The 26,083-nt window shown below is 59.6% G+C and carries 21 protein-coding genes and 1 pseudogene; 9 read left to right on the top strand and 13 right to left on the bottom strand.

The features are described 5' to 3' along the window. Positions 1-15: 15 nt before the first annotated feature. The 4 genes from hslU to argS all read right to left on the bottom strand — a co-directional run bounded on the left by hslU (position 16) and on the right by argS (position 4,710). A complete protein-coding gene (hslU, locus tag AACX78_RS20395; RefSeq protein WP_005318386.1) occupies positions 16-1,344 on the bottom strand; it encodes an HslU--HslV peptidase ATPase subunit in 1,329 nt (442 codons plus the stop codon). 64 nt (positions 1,345-1,408) lie between these two features. Next, on the bottom strand, positions 1,409-1,942 hold the full coding sequence (gene hslV, locus AACX78_RS20390) for an ATP-dependent protease subunit HslV (RefSeq protein ID WP_005318389.1): 534 nt from the start codon (positions 1,940-1,942) through the stop codon (positions 1,409-1,411). 191 nt (positions 1,943-2,133) lie between these two features. Beyond that, positions 2,134-2,961 carry an SPOR domain-containing protein gene (locus AACX78_RS20385; RefSeq protein WP_059168219.1) on the bottom strand — a complete coding sequence of 276 codons (828 nt, stop codon included), beginning with the start codon at positions 2,959-2,961 and terminating at the stop codon, positions 2,134-2,136. 3 nt (positions 2,962-2,964) lie between these two features. Next, positions 2,965-4,710 carry an arginine--tRNA ligase gene (argS, locus tag AACX78_RS20380; RefSeq protein ID WP_058395123.1) on the bottom strand — a complete coding sequence of 582 codons (1,746 nt, stop codon included), beginning with the start codon at positions 4,708-4,710 and terminating at the stop codon, positions 2,965-2,967. 313 nt (positions 4,711-5,023) lie between these two features. Here argS and AACX78_RS20375 point away from each other — a divergent pair, with 313 nt between their 5' ends. The 3 genes from AACX78_RS20375 to AACX78_RS20365 all read left to right on the top strand — a co-directional run bounded on the left by AACX78_RS20375 (position 5,024) and on the right by AACX78_RS20365 (position 6,963). Further along, positions 5,024-5,590: an LON peptidase substrate-binding domain-containing protein gene (locus AACX78_RS20375; RefSeq protein WP_201302909.1), complete on the top strand. Its 567-nt coding sequence runs from the start codon at positions 5,024-5,026 to the stop codon at positions 5,588-5,590. 133 nt (positions 5,591-5,723) lie between these two features. Beyond that, positions 5,724-6,293 (top strand): sigma-70 family RNA polymerase sigma factor, encoded by a 570-nt coding sequence (locus AACX78_RS20370; protein WP_201302908.1) that lies wholly within the window; start codon positions 5,724-5,726, stop codon positions 6,291-6,293. Beyond that, positions 6,286-6,963, top strand: a complete 678-nt coding sequence (locus AACX78_RS20365; RefSeq protein ID WP_159167238.1) for a ChrR family anti-sigma-E factor — start codon at positions 6,286-6,288, stop codon at positions 6,961-6,963. The genes AACX78_RS20370 and AACX78_RS20365 overlap by 8 nt, the downstream gene beginning before the upstream one ends. 63 nt (positions 6,964-7,026) lie before the next feature. On the opposite strand, the gene bacA is transcribed toward AACX78_RS20365, so the two are convergent. The 6 genes and pseudogenes from bacA to galE form a co-directional block, all read right to left on the bottom strand. Next, complete coding sequence (bacA, locus tag AACX78_RS20360) at positions 7,027-7,842, bottom strand: undecaprenyl-diphosphate phosphatase (RefSeq protein ID WP_021141140.1); 816 nt, start codon at positions 7,840-7,842, stop codon at positions 7,027-7,029. 272 nt (positions 7,843-8,114) lie between these two features. Beyond that, positions 8,115-9,111: pseudogene (locus AACX78_RS20355) on the bottom strand (aldo/keto reductase). A 182-nt stretch (positions 9,112-9,293) separates the two neighbouring features. Then, positions 9,294-10,274 (bottom strand): galactose-1-epimerase, encoded by a 981-nt coding sequence (galM, locus tag AACX78_RS20350; RefSeq protein WP_159167237.1) that lies wholly within the window; start codon positions 10,272-10,274, stop codon positions 9,294-9,296. A 91-nt stretch (positions 10,275-10,365) separates the two neighbouring features. Beyond that, on the bottom strand, positions 10,366-11,514 hold the full coding sequence (gene galK / locus AACX78_RS20345; protein ID WP_159167236.1) for a galactokinase: 1,149 nt from the start codon (positions 11,512-11,514) through the stop codon (positions 10,366-10,368). After that, positions 11,511-12,569 (bottom strand): UDP-glucose--hexose-1-phosphate uridylyltransferase, encoded by a 1,059-nt coding sequence (locus tag AACX78_RS20340; RefSeq protein WP_087757450.1) that lies wholly within the window; start codon positions 12,567-12,569, stop codon positions 11,511-11,513. Before AACX78_RS20340 ends, galK begins: the two co-directional genes overlap by 4 nt. A gap of 82 nt (positions 12,570-12,651) precedes the next feature. Continuing rightward, positions 12,652-13,665, bottom strand: a complete 1,014-nt coding sequence (gene galE, locus AACX78_RS20335; RefSeq protein ID WP_159167235.1) for a UDP-glucose 4-epimerase GalE — start codon at positions 13,663-13,665, stop codon at positions 12,652-12,654. Positions 13,666-13,869: 204 nt separating this feature from the next. Between galE and AACX78_RS20330 the strand changes: the two genes are divergently transcribed. From AACX78_RS20330 to AACX78_RS20305, 6 genes are all read left to right on the top strand, one after another. After that, entirely contained in the window at positions 13,870-14,874 is a 1,005-nt protein-coding gene (locus AACX78_RS20330) for a substrate-binding domain-containing protein (RefSeq protein WP_159167234.1), read from the top strand. 219 nt (positions 14,875-15,093) lie between these two features. Beyond that, positions 15,094-18,177 carry a beta-galactosidase gene (locus AACX78_RS20325; RefSeq protein WP_159167233.1) on the top strand — a complete coding sequence of 1,028 codons (3,084 nt, stop codon included), beginning with the start codon at positions 15,094-15,096 and terminating at the stop codon, positions 18,175-18,177. A 234-nt stretch (positions 18,178-18,411) separates the two neighbouring features. Next, entirely contained in the window at positions 18,412-19,398 is a 987-nt protein-coding gene (gene mglB / locus AACX78_RS20320) for a galactose/glucose ABC transporter substrate-binding protein MglB (protein ID WP_059111830.1), read from the top strand. A 53-nt stretch (positions 19,399-19,451) separates the two neighbouring features. Next, positions 19,452-20,972 (top strand): galactose/methyl galactoside ABC transporter ATP-binding protein MglA, encoded by a 1,521-nt coding sequence (gene mglA / locus AACX78_RS20315; protein ID WP_021141103.1) that lies wholly within the window; start codon positions 19,452-19,454, stop codon positions 20,970-20,972. A 16-nt stretch (positions 20,973-20,988) separates the two neighbouring features. Then, the gene (gene mglC / locus AACX78_RS20310; protein WP_017412477.1) at positions 20,989-21,999 is read left to right on the top strand and encodes a galactose/methyl galactoside ABC transporter permease MglC; all 1,011 of its coding nucleotides are present in this window, start codon (positions 20,989-20,991) and stop codon (positions 21,997-21,999) included. A 51-nt stretch (positions 22,000-22,050) separates the two neighbouring features. Then, complete coding sequence (locus AACX78_RS20305; RefSeq protein WP_159167232.1) at positions 22,051-23,784, top strand: methyl-accepting chemotaxis protein; 1,734 nt, start codon at positions 22,051-22,053, stop codon at positions 23,782-23,784. A 602-nt stretch (positions 23,785-24,386) separates the two neighbouring features. On the opposite strand, the gene AACX78_RS20300 is transcribed toward AACX78_RS20305, so the two are convergent. The 3 genes from AACX78_RS20300 to AACX78_RS20290 form a co-directional block, all read right to left on the bottom strand. Beyond that, positions 24,387-24,755, bottom strand: a complete 369-nt coding sequence (locus tag AACX78_RS20300; protein ID WP_005318419.1) for a hypothetical protein — start codon at positions 24,753-24,755, stop codon at positions 24,387-24,389. A gap of 1 nt (position 24,756) precedes the next feature. Next, entirely contained in the window at positions 24,757-25,404 is a 648-nt protein-coding gene (locus tag AACX78_RS20295; protein ID WP_159167231.1) for an AAA family ATPase, read from the bottom strand. A gap of 99 nt (positions 25,405-25,503) precedes the next feature. After that, complete coding sequence (locus tag AACX78_RS20290) at positions 25,504-25,680, bottom strand: hypothetical protein (RefSeq protein WP_005318424.1); 177 nt, start codon at positions 25,678-25,680, stop codon at positions 25,504-25,506. Between the last annotated feature and the right edge of the window lie 403 nt (positions 25,681-26,083).

The following is a 26,083-nucleotide window of genomic DNA, read 5'->3' as shown; positions in this document are numbered from 1 at the left end:
TGTGCCGAGACTCGCTTACAGGATAAAGCGGCTCAGGTCCTCATCTTCAATCAACTTGCCGAGGTGAGCGTTGACATAGTCGGTGTCGATCACGAAGGTCTCGCCGGACTTCTCGGAGGCATCGAAGGAGATGTCTTCCATCAGTCGCTCCATCACGGTATGCAGGCGACGGGCACCTATGTTCTCGGTGCGCTCGTTGACCTGCCAGGCCGCTTCGGCCAGACGACGGATGCCATCCTTGGTGAACTCGATATTGACCCCTTCGGTGGCCATCAGCGCCTTGTACTGATCGGTCAGGGAGGCGTTCGGCTCGGTCAGGATGCGCTCGAAGTCATCTGTGGTGAGCGCGGTCAGCTCGACCCGGATCGGCAGACGACCCTGCAGCTCGGGGATGAGATCCGACGGGCGGGCGACCTGGAAGGCGCCGGAGGCGACGAACAGGATATGGTCGGTCTTGACCATGCCGTGCTTGGTGTTGACGGTACAGCCTTCCACCAGCGGCAACAGGTCGCGCTGTACCCCTTCACGGGAAACGTCCGGGCCGGAGCTCTCGCCGCGTTTGCAGATCTTGTCGATCTCGTCGAGGAAGACGATGCCGTTGTTCTCGACCGCCGCTATGGCTTTTTGCTTCAGCTCTTCCGGGTTGACCAGACGAGCGGCTTCCTCTTCGATCAGCGCCTTCATGGCCTCTTTGACCTTGATCTTGCGCTTCTTCTTCTGGTTCTGGCCCAGGTTCTGGAACAGCCCCTGCAGCTGGTTGGCCATCTCTTCCATACCCGGCGGTGTCATTATCTCGACGCCCATCGGGGAGGCTGAGAGCTCCAGTTCGATCTCCTTGTCATCCAGCTGACCTTCCCGCAGTTTCTTGCGGAAGATCTGGCGGGTGTTGGAGTTGTCGGCTTTCTCTTCCTCACCCCAGGTGTTGCGCGGGTTGGGCAGCAGGGCGTCGAGGATGCGCTCTTCGGCGGCCTCCTCGGCGCGGTATTTCATCTTCTCCATCTCGGTCTCGCGCACCAGCTTGATGGCGACGTCGGTCAGATCGCGGATGATGCTGTCCACTTCCTTGCCCACATAGCCCACCTCGGTGAACTTGGTCGCTTCCACCTTGATGAAGGGCGCGTTGGCCAGCTTGGCCAGACGACGGGCGATCTCGGTCTTGCCGACACCGGTCGGGCCTATCATCAGGATGTTTTTCGGGGTCACTTCATGGCGCATCTCTTCACCGAGCTGCATCCGGCGCCAGCGGTTGCGCAGGGCAACGGCGACGGCGCGTTTGGCATCGGCCTGACCAATGATGTGTCGGTCCAGCTCGTGAACGATTTCTCTCGGGGTCATCTCGGACATGATGGCATTCCTGTATCCGGGGCGGGCAGGGCCCACCCCTTCGAAAATGGGTTACTTGGCTGGCTTATTTAGCTGAATAATCCAGCACTTCTATGGTGTGGTTGCCGTTGGTGAAGACGCAGATGTCGCCCGCAATCTTGAGGGACTTCTCGACTATGGTTTTGGCATCCAGCTCGGTGTTTTCCAGCAGGGCGATGGCCGCGGACTGGGCGAAGTTGCCGCCCGAGCCGATGGCGATGAGATCCTGCTCCGGCTGCACCACGTCACCGTTGCCGGTGATGATGAAGGATTTGTGCTCGTCGGCGACCGCCAGCAGGGCTTCGAGGCGGCGCAGGGCGCGATCGGTGCGCCAGTCTTTGGCCAGCGCCACGGCGGCACGCTCCAGATTACCCTGATGGGCCTGCAGTTTGGCTTCGAAGCGTTCGAGCAGAGTGAAGGCATCGGCAGTACCGCCAGCGAAACCCGCCAGTACCTTGCCGTTATAGAGACGATGAACCTTGCGGGCATTGCCCTTCATGACGGTGTTGCCGAGGGATACCTGGCCATCACCACCGATCACGACCTGACCGTTGCGGCGAACTGAAACTATGGTAGTCACTTTACTTACCTCGCTTGAGCCGAATAACGGCCTGACTGTGCATGGCAAGAAAGATGGGGATGCCCGACTGGCTTTTCAACCCTGGGGGAGTATCCGAAGCGGGTCGACCTCTATCGAGACTTGGTAGGACAGAAAGGAGAAAGGGCCGGGTCTGTCGACCCGGCCCTTTCTCAAGGTTCCCCTGACAGGGTTCACCCCTTCTTGGGGATGCAACCGCTGATGCCAGCGCTTTGCAGCTTGCGGTTGGCCGCATCTGTGGCTGCCTTGCCGCTGAACGGACCCACCATCACCTTGTAGACGGCACCACCGGCTCCGTTGACAACTTGCAGGCTGGAGGAGAGCCCGGCGGTGAAGGCGATACGGGCCTTGAGCGATTCGGCAGAATCCTGCGAACGCAGGGCGGCGCACTGCATCATGTAGCGTCCGCTGTCGTCGCCCGTGGCTGCCGCAACTTGTGGTTTGGGCGCCGCGGCCCGCTCACGTTCCAGTTCGGCACGGATCTCCCGCTCCATCCGCTCCCGGTCCGCCTGACGATCGATCACCTGCTCCTGGGCGCTGGCCACAGGGGCGGGTTTGGCCGGTTGAACCGGTTGCGGCTTGTAGGGCTGCACCTGACCAATGGGCGTACCCGGTTGGGGGATGTCGGTCGGCACAGGCTGCGGCAGTTTCTCCGGCTGCAGGGTGAGCGTCTCCGCCGGTGGCGGCGGCAACACACCCGGCTGGGGAGGTGGCGCTATGACATCGACCTGCTTGTTTTCAAGCCGTTCGATATAGCTCCACTTCTCCTGGGGTAGACCATTGTTCTGCGTTTTGGGCTTGTTGGCCTTGACCTGTTCTTCAATGGTGGGGGCATCGCTGCCCTTGCCATTGATCATGTACAGGAAGCCGCCGAAACCCGCCAGCAGCGCCCCGGCCAGCAGTGCCGGGATAACAGGAAAGCGGCGAGGTGCCGCTTTCTTGGTGTTACGACCACCGGCCCGTCTTCTCGGGCTGTTGCCGACGTAATCCCGGGTTGCCATCTATTACATGCGCTCCAGGGTATGAATGCCCAGCACGCCCAGACCCAGTTTCAGGACCTTGGCAGTGGCGGCGCACAGCAGCAGGCGGCTCTGGCGGGTGGCTTCATCGACGCCATCCTTGTTGATCGGACAGGCTTCGTAGAAGGTCATGAAGTTGCCTGACAGCTCGTACAGATAGGTACAGAGCAGGTGTGGCATGCCTTTGTCGGCAACGCCGTTGACCGCGTCGGAGAACTGGATCAGCTTCTGGGCCAGTACCTCTTCCGCCTCTTCGTTCAGGGTCACGTTGCCAATAAGCGTGCTGGCATCGATGTTGGCTTTGCGGAAGATGGACTGGATGCGGGTGTAGGCATACTGCAGATAGGGCGCAGTGTTGCCTTCAAACGACAGCATCATGTCCCAGTCGAAGATGTAGTCTGTGGTGCGGTTCTTGGAGAGATCCGCATACTTGACCGCGCCCATGGCGATGGCGTTGACCACGTTGGCCTTCTCTTCGGCAGAGAGGTCGCTGTTGCGGCTCTCCAGCAGGGCGGCGGCGCGCTCTTCCGCTTCATTGAGCAGGTCAACCAGCTTGACGGTACCACCGGAGCGTGTCTTGTAGGGACGGCCATCCTTGCCCAGCATCATGCCGAAGGCGTGGTGCTCGAGGGGCACGGATTCCGGTACATAGCCCGCCTTGCGGGTGATGGTCCAGGCCTGCATCAGATGCTGGTGCTGACGGGAGTCGATGAAATACATGACCCGGTCGGCGCCCAGGGTTTCATAACGGTATTTGGCACAGGCGATGTCGGTGGTGGTGTAGAGGAAACCGCCATCGCTCTTCTGGATGATGACGCCCATGGGCTCGCCATCCTTGTTCTTGAATTCGTCCAGGAAGACAACGGTGGCGCCTTCGCTCTCGACCGCCAGCCCTTTGGCTTTCAGGTCGGTGACGATTTGGGGCAGCATGTCGTTGTACATGGACTCGCCCATGATGTCCTTGTTGGTCAGGGAGACATTCAGGCGGTCGTAGTTGATCTGGTTCTGTTCCATGGTCATGTCGACCAGCTTCTTCCACATGGTGCGGCAGTACTCATCGCCACCTTGCAGCTTGACCACGTAGTTGCGCGCACGCTCGGCGAAGGCTTCGTCTTCGTCGTAGCAACGCTTGGCCTGGGTGTAGAAGGCTTCCAGATCCTTGAGCGCCATGTCGCTGGCGTGCTCGTTGGCCATCTTCTCCAGATAGGCGATCAGCATGCCGAACTGGGTACCCCAGTCACCAATGTGGTTGGCGCGCACAACGTTATGGCCGAGGAACTCCAGAGCACGAGCGGCCACATCACCGAGCACGGTAGAGCGGATGTGGTGCACGGCCATCTCTTTGGCGACGTTCGGCGCCGAGTAGTCCACCACCACGGTTTGCGGCGTCGGCAGCTTCACGTTGGCGTTGGCGCTGGTCACCATGGCCTCGACCTGGCCGGCCAGCCAGCGCTGGTCGAAGAAGAAGTTGATGAAGCCGGGACCGGCGATCTCGACCTTGGCGATCAGATCCGAGGCGGGCAGGTTTTCAATGATGGCAGCGGCCAGCTCACGGGGATTCTTGCGGGCCGGTTTGGCCAGCAGCATGGCCAGGTTGGTGGCCAGGTCACCATGAGCCTTCTCCTTGCATCGGTCTACTTGCACCCGGGCTTCCAGGTCCGCCGGCAAGACGCCTGCTGACTTGAGATTGGCTACCGTTTGTTCAAGTAGATGATGAATATGCTCTTTCATAACTGACCACCAAGGTTGCGCGTCGAAAAATGACTGATATATAAGGGCGTGAATTTTACCCGCATCGGCCCGAGAAAACTATAGGGACGGCCCGCCAGAGTTGGTCGGGCGGATATTTCACTGCATTTGCCACCACTATCCAGAATATTCACTGGGATAAGCGGTGCTTATCCATTTCTACTGCATATCGAATCGGCTTGTCCAGGCTATTTTCCCCTGATTGTTAAGGGTTTTTCTATTCCCACTGGCACTCAATGATCTGCTCTGGTGCGGGCGTCGTATCAACAGGCATCTCCAACAGAGGAATATCCTGATGAAACTGGCGCTGTTTCCCCTCTCGGCTCACCTGCTGCCCGGTGGCATCATGCCGCTGCGCATCTTCGAGCCCAGATACCAGCGCATGATCGCCGAGGCGGGAGATCAGGGCTTTGTGCTCTGCATGCTCGACCCCCGCCAGCCCGATGCGCTGCGCAACATGTACCCCATTGCTACCCGGGTGCGAATAGTCGATTTCGATCAACTGCCAGACGGTTTGTTGGGCATTACAGTGCTCGGCATGGAACGGGTCAGGATCGCCGATCTGTGGCAGGAGTCCGACGGGTTGAGAGTCGGCGAGGTGGAACTGCTGCCGCTCTGGCAGTCCGTGCGACTCAATGCCGACCAGCAATCCCTGGTCAGTGCATTGCAGGAGGTGTTCAACGACTATCCGGAGTATGCGGCGCTCTACCACGACCCCGACTGGGATGATGCCAGCTGGGTGGCCCAGCGCTGGCTGGAGGTGCTGCCCATTCCCGTGGAGCAGAAGCAGTGGCTGCTGGCGGCGGAGAACAACCAGCCCGCGCTTTCTCTGTTGAAGGGCTTGCTGGTTGCAAGTCATTGAGCGCGATTTTGCGGCTTATCGGGTGATCCTTTTTGCGCGCTTGGCGTAATGGTGATGACCACAACATTCAAGGTATGGCGCAATGGCATATACTGGCCAACCCCAATCGACTCTGCGCAGGATATCGCCCCCCATGGACAACCCAGATGGCGATCTGAAGTCTCTTCTCATCCGGGTGGCCGAGCAGGCTGACAAGGCCGCGTTTGCCACCCTGTTCACTCACTTCGCGCCGCGCATTCGCAGCTATGGCCTGCGTCACCTTGGCAGCGAGGCCAACGCCATGGAGCTGGTGCAGGAGACCATGTTGCTGGTGTGGCAGAAGGCTCGCCTCTACCACCCCGAAAAGGGGGCGCCAACCACCTGGATCTACACCGTGATGCGCAACCAGAGTTTCGACATGCTGCGCCGCCGCCGCGCCAGCAAGGAGGATCTCTGCGCCGAGGAGTTGTGGCCCATGCTGGAGTTCAGAGCGGAAGAGGAGCACCTGAGCGGTGGTGAGGATGCGGTGCTGACCCGCCAGATGGCGCACTATCTTGCCACCCTGCCGGAACCGCAACAGCAGGTGGTGCGCGGCATCTATCTGCAGGAGTTCTCCCAGCAGGAGCTGGCGGAGCGACTCGGCGTGCCTCTTGGCACCATCAAATCTCGCCTCAGACTGGCATTACAGAAATTGAAAGAGCAAGTGGAGCAAGGCCATGATTAAAACCCATCCGACTCACGCCATGTTGCGCGCCTTCGCCGCCGACGAGCTGCCCCTGCCGCTGGCCGTCGGTGTCTCTGCCCATTGTGAGCTCTGCCCCGAGTGTGCTGCCAGTCTGCGAGCCTGCGAAGAGGAACTGGCTCGCCAGTATCTGGAGCCGACCGAGCAGTCAGCCGAGGTGAGCGAGCCCATGCCAGCCGGACTCGACGCCGTACTGGCCGGCATATTGCAGCAGCCAGTGGCCAGCCAGGCCGAGCTCGGCCAACCGGCGCCGTCCACCCCCGAATTGCAGGTAGCCGGCCATTTATACCGCCTGCCCAGGGTGCTTGCCCGTCACCATGCCCCCAAGTGGCGCCATATCGGTGCCATTCGCCAGCACAGTTTGCCGCTGGACGAGATGGGGGCCCGCGCCAGTCTGCTTCACATCGAGGCCGGTGGTCGCATCCCCGAGCACACCCATCAGGGTTACGAGCTGACCCTGTTGCTGGCGGGCAACATGCAGGATGGTGACACCTGCTATCAGGCGGGGGACTTCATCTGGCGCGATGCCAGCCATGCCCACAGCCCGCATACGCCGGATGGTTGCCTCTGCTACACGGTGCAGGATGCGCCGGTCCAGTTCACCAAGGGACTGTCGCGGCTGCTCAACGGCATCACCCATCGTCTCTATTGAGGTGGGGCAGCAATAGAAAAAGGGACCGAAAGGTCCCTTTTTCATTCGGCTATTTGCCTGTCATCAGGCAACAAACACCAGGTAGACGGCGAAGGCTACGATAAAGCGGTAGATGGCGAACGGGATGAAGTCGAGGCGACGGATCAGCGCCAGGAAGGTCTTGATGGCAATCATGGCGACCACGAAGGCAGTGATGAACCCCACCGCAAACATGGGAAAGTCGGCCATGGAGAGGAGGTCGCGGCTCTTGTAGAGATCCAGCCCGCTTGCCGCCACCATCATGGGCACCGCCAGAATGAAGGAGAACTCGGCCGCTGCCTGACGGCTGATCCCCATCAGCATGCCGCCGCTGATGGTGGCACCGGAGCGGGAGAAACCGGGCCAGAGCGCCAGACACTGGAACAGACCTATGCCGAACGCCTGCTTGTAGCTGATGTCATCCAGGGTCTCGGAGCGTACCGCCGGACGAAACTTCTCGGCGATGATCAGCAAGATGCCGCCGGCAACCAGGGCGTACATCACGGTTTCCGGTCCGAACAGGTTGGCCTTGATCCAGCTGTGAATCCCCAAGCCGATGATCACGGCGGGCAGCATGCCGAGGATGATGTGCACCAGGGAGAGGGTGGCGTGATCCTGAGGTGGTTTCTGGCCAAAGTGGATGCCAATCAAGCCAAACAGGCGGCGCCAGAAGACGGCCACGACAGCGAGAATGGAGCCCATCTGGATCACCACTTCGAAGGTGGCGGCCTTGGGCCCTTCGAAGCCCAGCAGGTGGCCGACGATGATCATGTGGCCGGTCGAGGAAACGGGCAGAAACTCGGTCAGGCCCTCTACTATGCCCAGCACAAAGGCGACAAACAGGGCGTAAGACTCTGTCATGGTTCAGATCTCTTGGTTGATTGGTCCGGATAAGGTCAGCCCCGAGCTGGGTCGGGGTGGCCAATGATGGAGGAAAACCGGGCAGGCAACCAGAAAATATTGGGGTGCTGTGAGGGACTGTCGTCATACAGGGTTGCCAGATCCCACCCTGCCCCTCCCTTGTCAGGGGAGGGGGGCCATCTCTCGGGGAAGGTGCCGCCATCACGCCCCTCTTGTCCACGCCGATGCAGCAGTGGTTCCTCCCCCCTTGCAAGAGCGGCGGCGGGAGAGGGTCATGCCAAGGTCGTCTCTATCTGCCGTTGCAACGGCTCATCCAGCGGGGGTAAGGCGAGGGCATTGACAGCGTTCACTATTTGCTGGGGGCTGCTGGCGCCAATCAGGGCGCAGCTCACCACGGGATCGCGCAGCACCCACTGCAGCGCCAGTTGTGACAGATCCTGTCCTCGCTGCTGCGCCAGGGTGTGCAGGGCCCGGATCCTGGCCAGCTTGTCCGGAGTGATCTGTTCCGGCTTGAGAAAGGGGCTACCGCTGGCGGCACGGGAATCCGCCGGTATGCCCGCCAGATAACGGTCGCTGAGCAGGCCGCCAGCCAGTGGCGAAAAGGCCACCACTCCCACGCCTTGCTCACGGCAGACCGGCAGGGTTTCGGCCTCTATTTCCCGCTGGAACAGGGAGTATTTGAGCTGATTGACAAGGCAGGGGGGTCCCTAGTTCGGCCAGCCGGTTCGCCGCCCGGGCGGCCAGTTCGGCCGGATAGTTGGAAAGACCGACATAGAGCGCCTTGCCCTGACGCACCATGAGCGCCAGTGCCTGGCAGGTTTCTTCCAGCGGGGTGCGGGGATCCGGCCTGTGGTGATAGAAGATGTCCAGGTAGTCGAGTCCGAGCCGGCGCAGACTCTGATGCAGGCTGGCAAACAGATACTTGGCGCTGCCGCCGTCGCCGTAAGGGCCGTCCCACATCACATAACCCGCCTTGCTGGCAATGATCAGCTCGTCTCTGTAGGGGGCCAGACTGCCCTTGAGCACGCGGCCGAAGGTGGTCTCGGCGGAGCCGGGGGGCGGCCCGTAGTTGTTGGCCAGATCGAAGTGGGTGATGCCCAGATCGAATGCCTGATGCACCATGGCCTTCACCCTGGCGGGATCTCTGCCCTCGCCGAAGTTGTGCCACAGCCCCAGCCCTATGCTGGGCAGGCGCAGGCCGTGGCGGCCGACGGATCGATAGGGTTGGCGCTGGTAACGGTCGGGGGCGGCCAGGTAGTTGTCATCCATAAAGACTCCTGAATCGGCTCGATAACTGTCAGTGTGCTGTCATGCCCGGTGTCGTTGGCCAAAGCTCCCACCCTTGCCGGAAGAAAGGGCGCACACAAAGCGCTTCCCTGACAGAGGGGGTGTCAGCCGGTTCCTCCCCTGACAGAGGGGCGGTCGGGAGAATGACGCCACCAGCACCTGTTTTAGTCTGCGGGGATAAAACGGTAACGGGTCTGGTGATGATAGTGCTGGCCCGGCAGCAGCCAGGGATCACCGAGCGCTGGCCGGTTGGGACTGTCTGGCAGCTGCTGCGCTTCAAGGCAAAAGCCGTCGTAATCCTGATGGGGCTGACCGCTGCGGTTCGGCGTGTTGGCCAGCCAGTTGCCGGTGTAGAACTGCAACGAAGGCTGGTTGGTATAGACCTCCATCGTCAGCTGTTTATCCCCCGACACCACCTGCGCTGCTCGCCCCTGTTCAGGACCATTGAGGAGAAAAGCGTGATCGTACCCCTTGGCCTGCCGTTGCTGGGGGTGGCTCAGCCAATCCAGGCCTATGGGACGTGCAACCCGCAGATCGAAGGGACCTTCCACTGGCACAATGGTCAGCGGCAGGCCGCTGCCGTCGGTAGGCAGGAAGTAGTCGGCATTGAGACTGATGGCATGGTCGCGCACATCGCCGCCCTTGCTGTCCCCGTCCAGATTGAAATAGGCATGGCTGGTGAGGCTGACTGGAGTGGGGGCATCTGTGCTGGCTCTGAACTCCACCACCAGGTCGTACTGTTCCAGTCGATACTCCATCGTCACCCGCAAGTTGCCGGGAAAGCCCTGATCCCCTGCCTTTGACAGCAGGACGAGTTTGACCCGATCCGATTCCTGTTCCTTGATCTGCCAGATCCTGTGATGAAACCCCTCCTGTCCACCGTGCAGGCAGTGAGGCGGCTGATTGGCATCCAGAGCCCAGTGCTGGCCATCACGTACCAGCGCTGCCCCGCCGATGCGGTTGGCAAAACGGCCTGCGACGGCGCCCAGCCACACCTGTTGTGCGGGATAGGCTTCATCGGCGCAGCCCAGCAGCACTTCACGCCGTGAGCCTGCCACCGGCAGGGTGAGGGAGGTGAGGGTGGCGCCAAAATCGAGGCCGCGCAGGCGCAGCCCTTCTTCATTTTCCAGCTCGAATGGTGTCATGGCTTGCCTGCCCCTGTGCCTGTATGGGTACGGCAGACATGGCTGTCAGTCGTGATGATCGGGTGCATGCCGTCATGGGGAGTGAAGGCTGTCATAGCTTGCCCGCTCCTGCACTGGCGCGGCAGACATAGCTGTCGGCCTTGATGCCGAAGCGGGCCGGGTACTCGGCGTCGACGGCGGCAATCACCTCGGCGACCTGCGCCGGGCGCAGCAGGGCAACCACGCAGCCACCGAAGCCGCCGCCGGTCATCCGTACACCGCCCTCGCGGCCAAGCCTGGCTTTGATGATCTCCACCAGACCGTCGATGGGGGGCACGGTGATTTCGAAGTCATCGCGCATGGCGGCGTGGGACTCGGCCATCAGTTGGCCGAGGCGTACCAGGTCGCCGGACTCCAGCGCATCGGCGGCGGCCAGAGTACGGGTATTGTCGCCCACCACGTGGCGGGCGCGGCGGTAACAGACCTCATCCAGTCCGGCTTTGCCTGCTTCCAGTGCAGCCAAGTCCAAATCCCGCAGTGCCTTGACCCCGTAGTGGCGGGCGGCAGTTTCACACTGCTGGCGGCGGGTGTTGTACTCGCTGTCCACCAGACCGCGGCGCACGTTGGAGTTGACGATCAGCACCGCCAGATCGGATGGCATGGGGATGAGGCGGGTTTCGAGCGAGCGGCAGTCGATCAGCAGGGCATGATCCTGCTTGCCGCTGGCGGAGATCATTTGATCCATGATGCCGCAGTTGCAACCGACGAACTGGTTCTCCGCCTGCTGACCGTTGAGGGCAATCTCGGCCTGGCTGATGTGAAGCCCCAGCGCCTCCTTGAAAGCCTGGCCTATGGCCACTTCCAGCGAGGCGGACGATGAAAGGCCCGCCCCCTGCGGCACATTGCCCGAGACCACCAGATTGAGGCCGTGCAAGGCCTGGCCGCGCTCCTGCAGGTACTTCACCACACCGCGTACATAGTCGCTCCAGCGTTGGCTGGGGTGGTGCTCTATGGGCTGGTGCAGGTCGAACCGGTCGCGCTGGTTGTCGTAATCGGCGGCGATCACCTGCACCTGACTGTCGCTGCGCAGACCGATAGCGACGCAGGTTTCGTAGTCGATGGCACAGGGCAGTACGAAACCGTCGTTGTAGTCGGTGTGTTCGCCGATGAGGTTGACGCGGCCGGGGGCGCGCACCAGCAGGTCAGGTTGCTGTTCGAACTGCTCGACAAAAACGGCGCTGACGCGTTGGCTGGGGGTCATAGGGCCTCCTCATTGGCTTGGCTGGTGTGTTTGTAGTGAATTGGACTGAGTGCGCGAAGTCGTTCTGCCGCTTGTTCCGGCGTCAGATCTCGCTGGGTCTCTGCCAGCATCTCGAAGCCCACCATAAATTTGCGCACTGTGGCAGAGCGCAACAGCGGCGGATAGAAGTGGGCGTGCAGTTGCCAGGCCTCGGGGCAGTCTGAATGGGGCGGGGCGAAGTGCCAGCCCATGGAGTAGGGAAAGCTGCACTCGAACAGATTGTCGTAACGGCTGGTGAGCTCCTTGAGCGCCACCGCCAGATCCTGCTGCAGCTCGGGGGTGAGGCCGAGCAGGGAGGGCACATGGGTCTTTGGCAGCAGCAGGGTTTCGAACGGCCAGGCGGCCCAGAAAGGAACGACTGCCAGCCAGTGTGCTGTTTCCACTACGATGCGGCTGCGATCCGCCAGCTCCCGCTCCACATATTCGACCAGCAGCGGGCGACCGTGCTCGGCCAGCCAGTCGCGCTGGTGCTGCTCTTCGCGGGCGATCTCGTTGGGCAGAAAGTCACTGCCCCAGAGCTGGCCATGGGGATGGGGGTTGGAGCAGCCCATGACGGCGCCCTTGTTTTCAAACACCTGCACCCATTGCCACTGGCTCGACAGCTCGGCCACCTGTTCCATCCAGGTGGTGATCACTGCCTCTATGGCGGGCAGCGGCAGTTCGGGCAGTGTCTTGCCGTGATCCGGCGAGAAGCAGATGACCCGGCTGGTGCCGCGGGCGGCTTCCAGTTTCAGCAGGGGATCCTGGTCGCCGCGGGTGGCCGGTGTGTCTTGCATCAGGGCGGCGAAGTCGTTGGTGAAGACGAAGGTGCCCTGATAGTCCGGGTTCTTGTCGCCGGTGACGCGCTGGTTGCCCGCACAGAGGAAGCAATCCGGATCGTGGGATTGGCTCGGCGCCTGACTGACCTTCTCGACCTGACCCTGCCAGGGACGCTTGGCCCTGTGGGGGGAGACCAGCACATATTGACCGGTCAGCGGGTTGAAACGACGGTGGGGGTGATCAACCGGGTTGAACATCATCACTCCTCATTACCTGATGAAATGGATGGGGTGGCCGCCAACGTGGCCTGGAAGAGAGGGCGAGCGGCGCTGTGCATGCTTACGCCTCGTACCCCTGTGGATTTCTGGATTGCCAGCGCCAGCTGTCGGCGCACATGGTTGCGAGATCCCGGTTGGCGCGCCAGTTCAGCTCGCGCTCTGCTTTGCTCGGGTCGGCCCAGCACTCGGCTATGTCGCCAGGGCGCCGGGGTTCGATGCGGCAGGGTAGCGGTTGACCGGAAGCGGCTTCGAACGCTGCGACCATCTGCAGCACGCTCTGGCCCTGGCCCGTGCCCAGGTTGTAGGTATGTACGCCGCCCTGACGGGCGCAATGTTGCAGCGCTTTGACATGCCCCTCGGCGACATCCATCACATGGATGTAATCGCGCACGCCAGTGCCATCTATGGTGGGGTAATCGTTCCCAAAGACAGAGAGACAGTCACGACGACCGATGGCGACCTGGGTCAGAAAGGGCATCAGATTGTTGGGGATACCCTGGGGATCTTCCCCCATGGTGCCGGACTCGTGGGCCCCGACCGGGTTGAAGTAGCGCAGCAGCGTCATGCTCCAGTGCGGTTCGGCCCGGTGCAGATCCTCGAGGATCTCTTCGATGATCAGTTTTGATCGACCATAGGGATTGGTGGCGCTGCGGGGGAAATCTTCCCGGATGGGCGTGCTGGCCGGATCACCATAGACGGTGGCCGAGGAGCTGAAGACCAGGCTGTTGACCCCCGCGCGTTTCATCGCCTGCAGCAGGGTGAGGGTGCCAGCGAGGTTGTTTTCATAGTATTCGAGGGGAAGGCGGGTTGATTCACCGACCGCCTTGAGGGCGGCAAAATGGATCACTGCTTCTATCTGCTGTTCGGCGAAGATACGATCCAGCAGTGCCGGGTCACGTATGTCCCCCTGATAGAAGAGGGGGGCCCGCCCGCTGATGGCGGCGATGCGGGCCAGCACGCCCACCTTGCTGTTGCAGAGATTATCCACCACCACAGGCTCAATCCCAGCGGCCTGCAGGGCCAGGCAGGTGTGGCTGCCAATATAGCCGCAACCACCGGTGACCAGTACTTTCATCCTCTTCTCCATGCTGAAAAAAGCCTGTGAAGGAGTTTAGCCGAGCCCCTGACGAGCAAACTGTGAACTGCTTAACAAAAGCGTGTAAACGATTACACCTGCGCGTGTGGTCATAAATGACACGACTTGGCTTTTTCCCCTGTTATCACTGATGATGCCCGGTATAATGGCTCCGTCTTGAACTGTGAAATAAGTGAAAACAGCATGAGTACCATCAAGGATGTCGCCCGTTTGGCCAATGTATCTGTGGCAACGGTTTCACGGGTGATGAACAACTCACCCAAGGCCAGTGCCGCTTCTCGCGAGGTGGTACAAAAAGCCATGGCCGAGTTGGGCTATACCCCCAACGCCAACGCCCGAGCACTGGTCAGCAAGACCTGTGACACCATGGGCGTGCTGGTGGGTGACGTGGCAGATCCCTTCTTCGGTGCCCTGATCAAGGGGGTCGCTGCGGTGGCAGTGGAGCAGGGATTGCACCTGCTGATGGGTAATGGTTTTCACAGGGCGCAGCAAGAGCGCGAATCCATCGACTTGCTGATCGGCAAGCGGTGCGAGGCGCTGGTGGTACACAGCAAGGCGTTGAGTGACGAGGAGTTGATCGACTACGCCCTGCGGGTGCCCGGCATGGTGCTGATCAATCGCGACATTCCTGCCTTGAAGGGGCGCTGCATCGCTCTCAATAATCGACAGGGGGCCGCCACTGCGACCCGGCATCTGCTGGAGCTGGGCCACCGGCATATCGCTTTTCTCAGCTCGGACCACGCCATCGAGGATGCTACCTTGCGGTTGCAGGGTTACCAGGATGCCTTGACCGAGGCTGGGCTGCGCGCCGATCCTGAGCTGGTCGAGAGCGGCATGCCCAACGAGGAGGGGGGGGAGCGTGCCATGCTCAACCTGCTGGCCAAAGGGCAGTCCATCACGGCCGTGGTTGCCTACAACGATGCCATGGCGGCGGGGGCCATCTCAGTGCTGGCTGACAACGGCCTCAAGGTGCCTGAGGAGGTCTCGGTGGTGGGCTTCGATGACATCATCTACGCCCGATACCTGAGGCCCAAGCTTTCCACCATGCGTTATCCCATCGAACTGATGGCGGCCCAGGCAGCCAAGCTGGCGTTGCAGCTGGCTGCGGGTGAAAGTGAAGCTGTGCAGAGCCGCATTTACACCCCGACGCTGATCAATCGTCACTCTGTGGCACCCGTTCGAGCCTGACCCCTCCTGTTTCCGTCAGTTTCCTGTCCCGGATCGCCCTTTTTCAGGTGGGCGATCCGGCGGAGCTCATTTTTACCTTCATTTAGCGATTTTTTACCCTGTTTTACTTAACACAATGAGTGTAATCGTTTACATCTGTGTGAGCGAGATCGCCGATCCCTGGACAAAACTCCCCTACACTGCATAGGTTTTCAGCGTCGATGCAGGGAGAGAAAAAAGATGCTCAGGGAGATAGTGGCCCGTCAGGATTGGCAGACCCAGGCGATTACATCGGTGAATCGTCTGGCGGCTCATACCCCCTTGTTCAGCTGGCGCAGTGAGGCGGATGCCCGTGCCGCTCTCGCCTCACCGTCACGGTTGCTGCTGGATGGCGAATGGCGTTTCTCCTTCTTCGAGGCTCCGGAGTTCGTGCCTGAGCAGTGGCTAGAGCAGGATCTGGCGGATGCCTGTGCCATCTCAGTGCCCGGCAACTGGCAGCTGGATGCCGCCTATCCGGCGTCACGTCCCGCCACAGACGGTCCCATCTACACCAATATCAAGTATCCCTTCCCCTGTGACCCGCCCCGGGTACCAGCAGACAATCCGACCGGCTGTTACTCCCGCGAGTTCGAGTTGCCCGCCGACTGGCTGGCCAGCGGCCAGACCCGCATCATCTTCGACGGGGTGGACAGCGCCTTCTACCTGTTCTGCAACGGCCGCTGGATCGGTTATTCCCAGGACAGCCGGCTGCCTGCCGAATTCGATCTGAGTCCATACCTCAATGCCGGTCGCAACCGGTTGGCGGTGCTGGTGCTGCGCTGGTCTGATGGCTCCTATCTGGAAGATCAGGACATGTGGCGCCTCGGCGGGATTTTCCGTTCCGTCAGCCTGCTGCACAAACCCGAGCGCCATCTGATGGACGTGCGGCTGACACCCGTGCTGGATGCCTGTTATCGGGATGCTCGCCTCAAGGTGGAGTTGCAAGTCAATGAGGGCGCCGGGCTGGCGGTGGAGGCCAAGCTCTATTTCGGTGAGACGCTGATCGCCGACCGGCGCCAGCTGCTGGGCACTGGCGCCATCGACGAGAAGGGCGCTTACACAGACAGGGCCGAGCTATGGCTGGAGGTAGCGGCGCCGCACAAGTGGAGCGCCGAGACGCCCCACCTTTATCGACTGACCCTGACCCTGACCCTGCTGGATGAACAGGGCGTGCCCATCGAGAGCGAGGCCCATGACGTGGGCTTCCGGGCGGTGGAGATCCGTGACGGTCTGCTGCGGGTCAATGGCCAGCCTCTGCTCATTCGCGGCGCCAACCGCCACGAGCACGACGCAGCCCTGGGCCATGTGATGACCCCTGCCGCCATGGAGCAGGATCTGCGGTTGATGAAACAGCACAACTTCAACGCGGTGCGCTGCTCCCACTACCCCAATCATCCTGACTTTTATCGCCTGTGCGATCGGCTCGGTCTCTACGTGGTGGACGAGGCGAACCTGGAGACCCACGGCATGGTGCCCATGGGGCGACTGGCGCAGGATCCCGCCTGGAGTAGCGCGTTTCTGGAGCGGGTCACCCGCATGGTGGCGCGCGACTTCAACCACCCCTCCATCATCATCTGGTCACTGGGCAACGAATCCGGCTATGGCCCTGCCCACGACGCCATGTATGGCTGGCTCAAGCGCAGTGATCCGAGTCGTCCGGTCCAGTACGAAGGGGGCGGGGCAGACACGGCCGCTACCGACATCATCTGCCCCATGTATGCCCGTACCCATCAGGATCAACCCTTCCCGGCCGTGCCCAAGTGGGCGCTGGCCAAGTGGATCGGCCTGCCGGGCGAGACCCGGCCACTCATCTTGTGTGAATACGCCCATGCCATGGGCAACAGCCTGGGGGGCTTTGCCCACTACTGGCAGGCGTTTCGTGATCATCCCAGGCTGCAGGGCGGCTTCGTGTGGGATTGGGTGGATCAGGGGCTCGACAAGCAGACCGGCGATGGCCGCCACTATTGGGCTTACGGCGGTGACTTCGGCGACCAGCCCAACGATCGCCAGTTCTGCTGCAACGGCCTGCTGTTTCCGGACAGGGCGCCCCATCCCGCCCTGTTCGAGGCAAAGCGGGCCCAGCAATTTTTCGAGCTGACATTGCTGAGCCAGCATCCCCTGGTGGTGGGGATCGACAGTGAATACCTGTTCCGTACCACGGATAACGAATTGCTGCGCTGGCGACTGTGCGAGAACGGCGTTGTCGTTCTGGAGGGGGAATGCCCACTCACTCTCGCACCTCGGGCCAGCGTGGCGCTGACCTTGCTGGATACGCTGCCAGCCTTTGCGGCAGGCTCCCTCGCCTGGCTGGAGCTGGCCATAGTGCAACCCGCAGTTACTGCCTGGGCCGAGCCGGAGCATGAGGTGGCGCACCAGCAATTTATGCTGCCAACGCCCATGGCGATTCCGGCGGCGTTTAACCCCGCCGCGATAAGCGAGCAGCCGGATCACTGGCTTGTCTGCGCGGCTGGCTGCGAGTGGCAACTGGACAAAAGCAGCGGCCGCATCCGCAGTTGGCAGAAACATGGCCGCGAGCGACTGAGGGGGGCCATTGTCGATCACTTCTATCGCGCGCCGCTGGACAACGACATAGGTACCAGCGAAGCGGATCACACCGATCCCAACGCCTGGATTGCCCGTTGGGAAAGGGCAGGGCTCAACCATCTGCAGCATCGCTGTCTCGGGTTGGAGGTCAATGCTCATCAGGGCTGTGTGGTGGTCACCCACGGTTACTTCGTCAACGAGGCGCTCAAGCTGTCGACCCGCTGGCAGCACAGCTTTGGCGCCGATGGTGCCATGGGGCTCACCATCAGGGTGGAGGTCGCCGCAGACATGCCATCGCTGCCCCGCATCGGTGCCAGGCTCTGGCTGGATGAAGGAGTGAACCATGAGTTCAATGAGGTGAGCTGGCTGGGCCGCGGCCCCCATGAGAACTATCCGGATCGCCTGCTTGGCGCTGATCTCGGTCGCTGGCAGTTGCCTCTGACGGCTCTGCACACCCCTTATGTGTTCCCGACCGACAACGGACTGCGTTGTGAGACGCGCCAACTGTTGCTGGGGGACCTGACGTTCGAAGGGCAGTTCCACTTCAGCGTCAGTCGCTACAGTCAGCAGCAGTTAACCCTGGCGCGCCATCAGACCGATCTGGTGGCGCAGGGAGGCCTGCACCTCTGTCTCGATGGTTTTCATATGGGAGTGGGTGGCGATGACTCCTGGAGCCAGAGCGTGCGACCGGAATATTGGTTGCAGCCAGGGAGCTACTATTGGAGCTGTGTTCTACGCTGAATCTGACCTGTTCATAGGTAGCGAAAAGGCACGTTCAGGTCCTCACCAAGCAGGGTTAACTTCAACGCCATGATTTTTAATGAGTTTATTGCTATGTAACAGAGTGTAAACGTTTTCATTTTGTTGCCATGATCACAGACCGGCATACAACAAACTGATTACATTAGGCTGGCGCCAGTTCAATTGGTGTACAGCATTCCCTACAAAAACAGATAGAGAGATCGGAGCATAACAATGAAAAAAATCACGACAGTTGCCGCCGTACTGATGAGCCTGATGGCAGGGGCCACTGCCCATGCCGAAACCCGTTTGGGGGTTACCGTCTACAAGTACGACGACAACTTTATGGCTGTGGTACGCAAGGCCATCGAGAAGGAAGCAGCGGCAAACCCGGGTGTGGAGCTGCTGATGAATGACTCCCAGAATGACCAGTCCAAGCAGAACGATCAGATCGACGTGCTGCTGGCCAAGGGCGTGAAGGCCCTGGCGATCAACCTGGTTGACCCGGCGGCTGCCCCTGTCGTGATTGAGAAGGCCCGTGGCGAAGATATTCCGGTCGTCTTCTACAACAAGGAGCCGAGCACTGCCGATCTGGCCAGCTATGAGAAGGCTTACTACGTGGGTACCGACTCCAAGGAGTCAGGCATCATTCAGGGTCAGCTGATCGCCAAACACTGGCAAGCCCATCCCGAGTGGGATCTGAACAAGGATGGCGTCATCCAGTTCGTGCTGCTCAAGGGCGAGCCGGGCCACCCGGATGCCGAAGCCCGCACCTCCTACGTCGTCAAGACCCTGAACGATGGCGGTCTCAAGACGGAGCAGCTGCACATGGATACAGGTATGTGGGATACCGCCATGGCCAAGGACAAGATGGATGCCTGGATCTCCGGCCCCAACGCCAACAAGATTGAAGTGGTCATTGCCAACAACGACGGCATGGCGATGGGCGCCGTCGAGTCACTGAAAGCCCAGGGCAAGACCGCCATTCCGGTGTTCGGCGTCGATGCGCTGCCCGAGGCGCTGGCCATGGTCAAGAGCGGTGCCATGGCGGGGACAGTGCTGAACGATGCAGCCAACCAGGCCAAGGCCACCTTCGAGCTGACCAAGAATCTGGCTGAAGGCAAGCCGGCCGGTGAAGGTACCCAGTGGACTATCGTCGACAAGGTCGTACGTGTTGCCTACGTGGGTGTGGATAAAGACAACCTGTCTCAATTCGAGTAACTCCCTCCTCCAGGGCAAGGGAGATCCCCTTGCCCTTTTTTCAACCAGATGTGATGGCTGATATGACAACACAGCAACAATCAGAATGGCTGTTGGAGATGATTGACGTCAGTAAAAGCTTTCCCGGCGTCAAGGCACTCGATAATGTCAATTTACGGGTCCGTCCTCATTCTGTGCATGCGTTGATGGGCGAGAACGGGGCGGGGAAATCCACGCTGCTCAAGTGCCTGTTCGGCATCTATGAAAAGGATCAGGGCAAGATTTTCTTCAAGGGGCAGGAGGTCAATTTCACCTCCTCCAAAGAGGCGCTGGAAAATGGCGTCTCCATGGTGCATCAGGAGCTCAACCTGGTATTGCAGCGCACCGTGATGGACAACATGTGGCTAGGTCGCTATCCCACCAAGGGCTGGTTTGTCGACCACGGCAAGATGTATGACGACACCAAGCGCATCTTTGACGAGCTGGATATCGATATCGATCCCAAGGTCAAGGTGGGCACGCTCTCCGTGTCCCAGATGCAGATGATCGAGATCGCCAAGGCATTCTCCTATGACGCCAAGATCGTCATCATGGACGAGCCTACCTCCTCCCTGACCGAGAAAGAGGTAAACCACCTCTTCAAGATCATCAATAAGCTGAAAGAGAAGGGCTGCGGCATCGTCTATATCTCCCACAAGATGGAAGAGATCTTCCAGCTGTGTGACGAGATCACCATATTGCGGGATGGCCAGTGGGTGGCAACCCAGCCGCTCAAGGGCATGACCATGGATCAGATCATCGGCATGATGGTCGGTCGCGAGCTGACCCAGCGCTTCCCGGAAAAAACCAACCAGCCCAAAGAGGTGATCCTCGAGGTCGAGCATCTGACGGCCAAAAACCAGCCCTCCATCCAGGACGTGACCTTCAACCTGCACAAGGGGGAGATCCTCGGCATCGCAGGGCTGGTGGGGGCCAAGCGCACCGACATAGTAGAAACCCTGTTCGGCATTCGCGACCACAGTGCGGGTGCCATCAAGCTGCACGGCAAGGTAGTGGCGAATCATACGGCGCACGAGGCCATCTTGAACGGTTTCGCCCTGGTGACGGAAGAACGCCGCTCCACTGGTATCTATTCGCGCCTCGATATCGCCTTCAACTCCCTGATTGCCAACATGGACAGCTATAAGGGCTCCATGGGGCTGCTCAGCAACAACAAGATGAAGAGCGACACCCAGTGGGTCATCGACGCCATGCGGGTCAAGACGCCGACCCAGCAGACGCAGATCGGCTCCCTCTCCGGTGGCAACCAGCAGAAGGTCATTATCGGCCGCTGGCTGCTGACCCAGCCGGAGATCCTGATGCTGGATGAACCGACCCGCGGCATCGACGTGGGGGCCAAGTTCGAGATCTACCAGCTCATCCTGGAGCTGGCGAAGAAGGACAAGGGCATCATCATCATCTCGTCTGAAATGCCCGAGCTGCTCGGGATCACGGATCGCATCATGGTGATGAGCAATGGCCGGGTCGCCGGGATCGTCAACACCAAAGAAACTGACCAGAGCGAGATATTGCGCCTGGCATCTCTGTACCTCTAGAGACAGGAAGACATTTATGGAGTCGGCTAAAAATTTCAATCTGATGCAGGCGCTCAAGGAAAACGCCATCTACTTGGTGTTGCTGGTGCTGCTCATGGTCATAGTGATCCAGGAGCCATCCTTCCTGAGCCTCACCAACTTCAGCAATATCCTTACCCAGTCCTCGGTGCGGGTCATCATAGCGCTGGGGGTGGCGGGCATTATTATCACCCAGGGTACGGATCTGTCGGCCGGTCGTCAGGTCGGTCTGGCGGCGCTGATTGCGGCGACCATGTTGCAGGCGCTGACCAACGTCAACAAGGTGTTTCCCAGCCTGGGGGAAGTGCCTATTCCCGTGGTGATCCTGCTGGTGTGTGCCGTGGGGGCGTTGATCGGGCTGGTTAACGGTCTGATCGTGGCCTATCTGAACGTAACCCCGTTCATTACCACCCTGGGTACCATGATCATCGTCTACGGCATCAACTCCCTCTACTTTGACTCCGTGGGTGCCTCGCCGGTGGCCGGTTTTGACCCCCGCTTCTCGAGTTTCGCGCAGGGCTTTATCCGGATAGGGGGGTTCAAGCTTTCGTATCTCACCTTCTATGCGGCCATCGCCAGCGTCTTTGTCTGGGTGCTGTGGAACAAGACCCGCTTTGGCAAAAACATCTTCGCCATCGGCGGCAACCCCGAGGCCGCCAAGGTTTCCGGTGTCAATGTGGCGGTCAACCTGGTGATGATCTATGCCCTGGCCGGTGTCTTCTACGCCTTCGGCGGCATGCTGGAAGCGGGCCGTGTAGGCAGTGCCACCAACAACCTGGGCTTCATGTACGAGCTGGATGCCATCGCAGCCTGCGTGGTGGGTGGGGTTTCGTTCGCCGGTGGTGTGGGGACGGTTGCCGGCGTGATCACAGGGGTGCTCATCTTCACCCTGATCAACTACGGCCTGACCTATATTGGAGTCAGCCCTTACTGGCAGTTCATCATCAAGGGCGGCATCATCATACTGGCGGTGGCTCTGGACTCCATGAAGTACGCCAAGAAGAAATAACAATTGGCAGGGAGGGTTGGCATTGCCGGCCCTCCCTTCTGGAGGGAACCCATGCCATTCAAGGTCAAGATTTACCTCTTGCTGCTATTGGCCATTCTGGTCACCATCGGCACCGCCTGGTTCAGTGTGAATCACTTCATCAGTGGTTACATTCGAACCCAGTCCACCCAGAACATCAATGAACAGATAGTGCTCGTCAAAGAGAAGCTGGCGGGAGACATCAATCAGAAAATCCTGCTGGCGGCCAACCTCAACTTCGGCGTGACCAACGTCAAGAAGACTCTGCAAGAGACCGGATTTCACAACATCGTCAAGGTGATCGGCGACATGGCGTTCGACGTGGGCGGTGTCATCAATGATGCGGCCAAGGTGGATGCCCTGCGCAAGCTGATCCCCGAAGCCAACAACCAGATCACCATCAGCCCGTTACAACAGGTGGATGGCAAGCCGGTCATTACCATACTGGTGCCGCGCGGTGCCGATTCTGCCTACCTTTATTACCTCGATATGAGCGAGTTCAAGCATCTGCTGGAGAAAGTGAGCGGGGAAGGGCGCTACTTCTCCCTTGCTGACGGTCAGGGCAATGTGCTCTACAGCAGCAAGCCGCAGGGAGAGAGCGAGTCTCGCCCCAATCAGCTGGATATTCGTGGCAGCAGCTGGACCCTGACCGGTTATGTCGATCTCGACTATATCCGCGCCATGACCCAGGCACTCAACGGCAAGATTGTCATGGCCCTGCTGGCGGTGGCTGTCCTGGTGCTGGTGCTGGCCATGCTGGCGCTCAATGTGGCCTATCGTCCCATCCTCTCGTTGCGGGATCTGGTGCTGGAGCTTTCTCGCGGCAGCGGCGACCTGACCCGCAGACTGGCCGTGACGAGCAAGGATGACCTGGGCCAGATCTCGGCCGGTATCAACCGCTTCATCGAGCGTCTGCAGGAGATGATGAGAGAGGTGCAGGGGGCGAGTGGTCAGCTCAATACCGGCATCGAAGGATTGGCCACCCAGACCGGTGCTGCTCAATCCTTGCTGGCGGATCATGTGCGTGAGACCGAACAGGTGGTGACGGCCATCAATGAGATGAGTCGCACTGCGGTTTCCGTCTCGGAGAGTGCCGCCAGCACCGCCCAGCTCACCGGTCAGAGCCAGCAGCTGGCGGATCAATCCCGTCAGGTAGTCGATCAGGCCATGGCCAGCGTGATGGCGCTGGTGGACGAGGTGGCGGCGACGGCGCGATCCATCGAAGCCATGCAGCAGGATGTGCAGCAGATTGGTTCAGTGCTTGGGGTAATTGGCAGCATTGCCGAGCAAACCAACCTGTTGGCACTCAACGCTGCCATAGAGGCGGCTCGCGCCGGTGAACAGGGACGGGGTTTTGCGGTGGTGGCGGACGAGGTGCGCTCGCTGGCTGCCCGCACCCAGAAGAGCACGGCCGAAATCCAGACCATGCTGGCCAGCTTGCAGCGGGGAACCCAGACAGTGGTGGATGCCATGAGCAACACCAAGCAGAGTTGTCAGGGAGCTGCCGAGAACACCACCAAGGTAAACGAGTCGCTGGACTTGATGGCGGGTGAAGTGGTGGAGATCAACGATCTCATCAGCCACATTGCCACAGCTGCCGAGCAGCAGAGTGCGGTAGCGGAAGAGATCAATCGCAACATGAGTGCCATTGCCGAGGTGATCCGTCAGCTGACCAGCAACGGGGAAGAGACGGTGGCAAGCTCGGCGTCGATGCAGAAGACTTATGATCGGCTGAGAGAAATCGTGGGGCACTTCCGACTGGCGTAATAGCGCTATGGTGTGGCCGAGGTAAAAAAAGGCCAAAAAGATGGGGGCGACTTGCGTCGCCCCCGATAGTCTTATCGCTCATATCCTTGAACGAAGTTGCTCCCTGCAATCCCTGACTATACCTCTTCCTTTAGGTTTCCCCTTCCCAATCCTTTGGGGTGTCCTTTAGCCATCATGGCCTGACGAGTCATCCGTTCCCGTCGCACTTTCTCCGTCCTGGGAGGTGTCCTTTACCACATCCTGTGGTGAGTCCATTTGCCCAACCCTGGCAGCCAGTCTTCCTGACCGACTTCATTGCGTCCGTGCAGGAGTAACTATAAGGATTTCAGGAGGGACGACAACGGCAGAGTGAAAAACGTTTTTACCGATCTGGTTACGAAGGAAACCTTTATGGTTTTTTTGTTTTTAAAATCATTATGTTATTAATTTTTTGTTCAGGTTTTTCGATCCTGTCTTCCGACTATCGCGGGGTCTTTTCAGGCGCCTGGCTTACGCAGTCAATGGCGAATGTCTCACACTCTATTTAACTCGGGTTCAGGAAGTAGAGAGGGAGTCACTACAGGTGAGCAGGGGGATGATAATAGTTGCCAATAGGGTGAGATTCAGTTGTGCTCTTGCAGCCGCTCATAGATGGTTTGGCGCTCTTCCGGGCTAAGAGAGGAGAAATAGTGGGTGAACAGGCGCAACAGCAGGGATTTGTTCATACCGTCCTGCTGGGTCAGGTTGCCCAGCTCGTCGATGGCCGCCGTACTCAGGGAGAAAGTTGCCTTTTTATAGCTGGGTTTCAGGTGTTCGCCACGCTCGATAAAGGCGAGCGCCGTCAGGGCTTCATCCCGATGCAGGCTCAGCTCAAGACTGACTACTTTGGGTTTGCCCTTGGCGTAGAAATCCGCATCCTCGATAAACTCGTCGATGGTGAATTTCTTCTGATGATGCAGATTGTGCTTCTTCTTCAGGTCGGCAAGGCCCATTTCACACCTCCAGCTCCAAAAACTCTTTGGCGATGGTCCGGATCTCTTCGGCCGACTTGCCATCTGGCTCGATCTCCATGACGGAGAGCCCCTTCTCTTCGCTGTCGTCATAGACGTTGCGGCTGTAGGTGATGGCGTTGAGTACATCGACCCCGAACGAGGAGCAGACCTCCTTGGCCTCCAGAATGCGTTTTACCTGGTTGGGCAGAGCAGGGCACTGGGTCAGTACAACGGCAGCCTTGAGTGTGGGATTGACCATCTTGCAGGTGGTGATGAGGTCTTCCATGTGCGGCAACGTCTTGAGGTCGCGGCGCTTGGGTCTAAGCGGGATCAGGGCATGGGTGGCCACCGCCATGGTGGAGCGCAGAGCCCGGTTATCCTGACCACCGCAGTCGACGATGACGTAATCGTAGCGGTTCTTCAGGCTGAGCAGGTCGTTGCGAATATTGCCATAGAGCTGTACGCAGTTGATTTGTGGCAGCTCCGGATTGTCGTTGCGCTCCTGGATCCAGTCGGAGGTGGTGCGCTGGGGGTCACAATCGACCAATAACACTTCGCCATGAAACCGGGTTCTGAGGTCGACTGCCAGATTCTGAGCCAGGCAACTCTTGCCGCTCCCACCCTTCTCACCACCGACCAGCAGGATCATGACAGTCCCCTATCCCTATGAAAAATAGCTGCCTTGAGTATAGGAGGGGGTTGATGCATGACAAGCCAAGAGGAGCCGGGCTCCTCCTGGCTTTCACACTCAGTAGTGCTGACGACCTCCGTACCACTGACACACATACTCGGGGACCAGCATCTGGGGTGCCTTGTCCACGTGGCAGACCACCATGGGGATGGCAGGGGCGCCTTGTGCGCTGACCAGGGACGGTGTTGCGGGCAGAACCAGGGCGGCAAGCAGAAACAGGGACTTGATCTTCATGACTATCTCCTTGGTGACAGAACAGGGCGTGATCCGGATCACTTTCTGAGTTAAGTCGAGTCGGCCTGTGACGCAAGGTTGCGAAATAAATTCAACTAATGAAAAAAGTTTGAAAAGAGGGTGTGGCAGGGGCGGTGAAAAATGCATGACCAAGATGCTGGTTTTGTGCATATCCATATAAAAGGTATGTCACTGATAGCTTGCGGCACAGGCCTGTGCTGGCGGGTCTGGCACAATGCCATGATCTGGGACAAGAAGAGGATTATTCAGCGAGCGATCCGGTTATGACTATTTATCTTGGTATCCCTCCCTTTAAAATCAGTGAAGAATTCATTTTTTTGAATATTAAATTCAATAGATTAAGAATTTCTATTTATGTGTATGAAAAACAAGTGTTTTTTGT

Source organism: Aeromonas sp. 9A, from assembly GCF_963900955.1.
GTDB lineage: Bacteria > Pseudomonadota > Gammaproteobacteria > Enterobacterales > Aeromonadaceae > Aeromonas > Aeromonas salmonicida.
Note: the sequence above shows the minus strand (reverse complement) of the source record. Positions and strands in the feature narration are given on the sequence as shown.